At 39.6% G+C, this 2709-nt stretch carries 2 protein-coding genes; both read left to right on the forward strand.

The genetic code is table 11. The annotated features are described in order from the left end of the window. The first annotated feature begins 348 nt into the window (after positions 1 to 348). Positions 349 to 1806, forward strand: coding sequence for an MFS transporter (locus tag HMPREF9072_RS02390; RefSeq protein ID WP_009410344.1), 1458 nt, complete (start codon positions 349 to 351; stop codon positions 1804 to 1806). 253 nt (positions 1807 to 2059) lie between these two features. After that, positions 2060 to 2665, forward strand: coding sequence for a nitroreductase family protein (locus tag HMPREF9072_RS02395; protein WP_009410346.1), 606 nt, complete (start codon positions 2060 to 2062; stop codon positions 2663 to 2665). The last annotated feature ends 44 nt before the right edge of the window (positions 2666 to 2709 follow it).

The raw sequence follows: 2709 nt of genomic DNA on the forward strand, positions 1-2709 counted from the left end.
AACCCCTCTCAACTCTCTTCCGAAATTTTCCGTTCCCTTCCGATAGCTCAAATATATCACTTTTTGCGACACACATTTTGCCAAAGTTGATTATTTCTGGTATTATTGGTATTATCGGCATTTCCAGTATTAATTATGAGCATTGTTATATTTATAACATCTCCAACCCCCTTTGTATAAAACCCCTTTTTTATTTTTATAGAAGCAAAAATGCTCTTACTTTTGCAATTTAATTCAGAGTATACTATGAATCAAAAGGTAAAACGTGATGCACCCTGCACTTAACCAAAGTTTCAAACTTTGAGAATCTCAGAGCCTTTTCAAACAAATATTAAAAATAAATGAACTATGTCAGAAAATAAAAAATCCTTCGGTCAAACACTCAAAACTTTCTCACCCAACTTCTGGGTAGCAAGTTTCCTCCAACTGATGGAACGTTGGGGCTTCTACGGTATCTTTACCCTTCTTCCCTTGTATTTAGTAGCTTCAACTGACCAAGGCGGATTAGGTCTTTCGCATACCGAAAAAGGAAGTATTATAGGCAACGTAACCGCTATACAGTACTTTTTGCCACTCGTTTTTGGCGTGATAGCCGACCGTATAGGCTACAAACTCTCTTTAGTCATTTCTTGTACTATAATGGCGATAGGCTATTACCTAATGGGTGAAGTAAACACCTATTGGTCGATGTATATGATGTTCCTCTTTGCCGCCGTTGGAGGGGGCTTCTTCAAACCCGTTATCAACGGTACCGTTGCCCGCAATACCGATGAAAGCACCAGTACAATGGGCTTCGGTATCTTCTATATGATGGTAAACGTCGGAGGCTTCTTAGGTCCTGCAATGTCGTCTTACCTACGCACTACCCTCGGTTGGCGCATTATCTTCCTACAAGCTGCGGTGGTAATGGTTATCAACCTGCTGGTAGTTTTATTCTTTTTCAAAGAACCTAAAATGGCACAACGCGACAGCAAACCTATCCTCACCGAAATCAAGGAATCCATAATGCACATTATAGAGGCACTCAAAGACCGTCGCCTTACCATATTGCTCATACTGATGGTCGGCTTTTGGACGATGTTCAACCAGCTGTTCTACACCCTGCCTAATTTTATCGAAGATTGGGTAGATTCCTCCAAAGTAAGTGCGTGGATTAACCATCATTTGCCTTTCTTAGGCACTATTCTCACCGAAAAAGGACAAGTAAAAGCCGAATGGTTCATCAATATCGATTCGTTTATGATTATCTTCTTTCAGGTAGTTGTATCCTATTTCGTAACCAAAATGACTCACGTAAGCGCAATGATTCGCGGTACGATTATCGGAACCATAGGGGTAACGCTCACTTTTATGTTCAATAATGTGTGGTTTACCATTATAGGCACTATGATTTTCTCCATAGGCGAAATGGCTGCTAGCCCTACGCTTTCAGCTTTTATAGCTCAAATCACCCCTAAGGGGAAGGAAGCCCTCTATCAAGGCACTTATTTCTTGCCTGTGGCGGTAGGTAATTATATTGCAGGGCTTATTTCTGGTGATTTATACGAAAAATGGTCTGATAAATATACTTTACTAAAAACCGAACTCACAAATAAAGCCATTGCAATGCCTGAAAACCTCACTAAAAAGGAATATTTCGATTTGGCAAGTCAGAAGTTAGGTCTCAATCAGTCTCAAATCACCGATTTGCTTTGGAATACTTATAACCCCAACAAAATGTGGTATCTTATTTGTGGAATAGGGGTCTTTGCTGCCCTATCACTATATGCCTATAACAAAATAATGGTAAGAAAAGAATCAATTTAATAAATCTAACTTTTTTCTTACTCTTACGTTAAACTCCGCTCTCGTTGCCTTTACCTCTCTGAGAAAGCCATCGAGAGCGGACTTTTTTTCGTCTTACCGTAGCCTTAGATTCGAATAACTGTCGAATAACCTCTTGATTTTTAGCCATATTTCACCTGCCATACCTTTTACCTTTTTCCTTATTTGTTAAATTGCTAATTACGCCGTACCTTTGCACCTTGAAATTAAAAGTTAAACTTAAAAACAAAACACTATGGATTTTTTAAAATTAGCACAAACCCGCTATACTACTAAACATTACAGCTCTAAACGTGTGAGCGATGAAGATATCGCTAAGCTCAAAGAGATATTACGCCTCGCTCCTTCGTCTATCAATTCACAGCCTTGGCAATTTGTTTTCATAAGTGATGAAGCTACTAAGGAAGCATTCGCCAAAGTATCGCTTACCAACGAAGAACGCGTTAGAAAAGCAAGTCATTTAGTGGTATTTATGGCGAATAGCGCTTTGCCTTCATTTGAAGAAAAGCTCGTTAAAGCAGCTACTGAAATGGGACGACTTGGGTTTTATCAGAAAATGCAGAAACCCAAAGGTGATGTAGGACTCTATGCGTGGATAAACAACCAAGTGTACATCGCATTAGGCTTTTTTCTCAGTGCTTGTGCTTCTATGGGTATCGATAGTACTCCTATGGAAGGTATTGTCAATACTGAGTACGACAAGCTTCTGAATGAACCTCAATACACTACGCTCTTCGCGGTGGCGATAGGTTATCGCGACCCTGAGGACAGCAATCAGTTGCACTTGCGCCCAAAATCACGCTTGCCGTTAGAAGAGGTAGTAAAGGATTTTAAATTATAATTAGAGTCGTAAACATTGCCAAAGTTTGTAACCAAAACTGTAAG

Source organism: Capnocytophaga sp. oral taxon 324 str. F0483 (genome assembly GCF_000318315.2).
Taxonomy (GTDB): Bacteria; Bacteroidota; Bacteroidia; order Flavobacteriales; family Flavobacteriaceae; genus Capnocytophaga; species Capnocytophaga ochracea.

What these genes read in the sequence shown, in the direction of transcription:
- HMPREF9072_RS02390 (WP_009410344.1), top strand. Translation starts at nt 349, where the DNA reads ATGTCAGAAAATAAAAAATCCTTCGGTCAAACACTCAAAACTTTCTCA.
- HMPREF9072_RS02395 (WP_009410346.1), top strand. Translation starts at nt 2,060, where the DNA reads ATGGATTTTTTAAAATTAGCACAAACCCGCTATACTACTAAACATTAC.